Source organism: Bacillus sp. S4 (assembly GCF_040838205.1).
Classification (GTDB): Bacteria; Bacillota; Bacilli; order Bacillales; family Bacillaceae_G; genus Bacillus_A; species Bacillus_A cereus_U.
In genome coordinates this window covers 1-1,763 of the sequence record NZ_JBFPJI010000484.1, presented here as the reverse complement: position 1 = coordinate 1,763, position 1,763 = coordinate 1, and the positions used below count along the sequence as shown (strand labels likewise).

Below are 1,763 nucleotides of genomic sequence, written 5' to 3'. Positions count from 1 at the left end.
CATAAATATTGAGAAAATTTCACTCACCCTAAATGGAAAGGTAATAGAATTGCTCGTATAGAAATACTCGTAGATTCACTTTATTTCGTTACTTGTGGACAGTAATAGCCTTATAGGAATGGGGTAAAGGTTTCAATTTATTAGGGGGAGTGGTTCTATGTTAAACAAAAAAATGGTGGCAATGGCAATGACTGTGCCATTAGTAATGGGGACAATTTCTACTGTTTCGGCACTGGAAAAACAACAGCAAGTAAAGTTAGAAGCTTATTCACCACAGAAAAAAGCAATTGAATATTTAAAGGGACATGCTACGGAATATGGATTGAAGGCGGACCTTTCAGACTTACAATATATTTCTACAACAGAAACATCAGTAGCTTCATATGTTAGGTTCCAACAAGTAGTTAATGGTGCTCCTGTATTTTCAAAACAAATTACAGTTACTCTTAACGGTGAGGGAAAAGGATTACTTGCCGTTTCTGATTATCAGCCTGTTACAGGTGTGAAGGAAGTTACGAAAAAAATTAGTGAAAAAGATGCAGAACAAAAATCGATGGCGTATGTTGGAGGAGAAAGTGAGCAAAATCTATGGGCTCCTACAGAAAAAGAATTCGGATATATTGTTGAAGAAGGTGTCGCTCTTCCAGTATATAAAGTGGTAGTCCATTCTAATAATCCATTCGGTGCATGGGAAACATTCATTGATGCAGAAAATGGAAAGTTAATTAAAAAGGTTGATATAAACCGAAAAGCAGAAGGAACAGGAAAAGTATTTTTACCTAATCCTGTCGTATCTAGTGGTAGTAAAACAGGATTAAAAGATAGTAATGATGCAGATTCAACAGCACTAACGAATCAACTGAAAACTGTTACGTTAAAAGGTTTAGATGGTACAGGATTTTTAATTGGTGAGTATGTTACAATTTCTTCAAAAGCGAAGACGAAATCTACAAACTTACAATTTAACTATACACGTGCAAATGATAGCTTTGAAGATGTTATGTCGTATTATCATATCGATACATTGCAGCGTTACATTCAAGGATTGGGCATTAACAATATTAATAATCGTTCTATTAAAGTGAATGTAAATGGTACAACTGATGATAACTCATTTTATTCACCATCAACGAAAGCCTTAACTTTCGGTACTGGCGGAGTAGATGATGCAGAAGATGCGGGCATTATCGCGCATGAATATGGACATTCTATTCAAGATAATCAAGTACCAGGCTTCGGAAGTTCACCAGAAGGTGGAGCGATGGGAGAAGGGTTTGGAGACTTCTTAGGTGCTACTTATGAAGATGCAGTATCGACAACAGGTTACGGTAAAGCATGTATTGGAGAATGGGATGCGACCGCTTATTCTAGTTCAGATCCGACGTGCTTACGCCGATTAGATACGAATAAAGTATATCCGAAAGATATAACGAATGAAGTGCATAATGATGGGGAAATTTGGGCTCAAGGTCAATATGAAATGGCGAAAGCTTTTGGGCGTGATGTAGCAACGAAAATTATTTTACAATCACATTGGTCATTAACGCCAAATGCGAAATTCCGTGATGGAGCGAAAGCAATTAAGCAAGCGGATGCTCTTTTATACGGCGGACAACACGCGGCTGAAATTGATCGCATTTGGGCAGCGAGAGGGATTAGTACGAATTAATTAAAAACGTCGTGGCATTTATAAGCCACGACGTTTTTAATTTGCTTAAGAACTGGTACTGGAAAATTTATTGGTATCGGTAATAATATACATA

The 1,763-nt window shown here is 37.2% G+C and carries 1 protein-coding gene; it reads left to right on the top strand.

The features are described from left to right. Positions 1–157 precede the first annotated feature (157 nt). Positions 158–1,669 (top strand): M36 family metallopeptidase, encoded by a 1,512-nt coding sequence (locus AB3X48_RS21870; RefSeq protein ID WP_088099024.1) that lies wholly within the window; start codon positions 158–160, stop codon positions 1,667–1,669. Positions 1,670–1,763: the final 94 nt, after the last annotated feature.

Bases quoted from the DNA above. Each gene is read 5' to 3' on its own strand.
- AB3X48_RS21870 (WP_088099024.1), top strand. From the start codon at position 158: ATGTTAAACAAAAAAATGGTGGCAATGGCAATGACTGTGCCATTAGTA.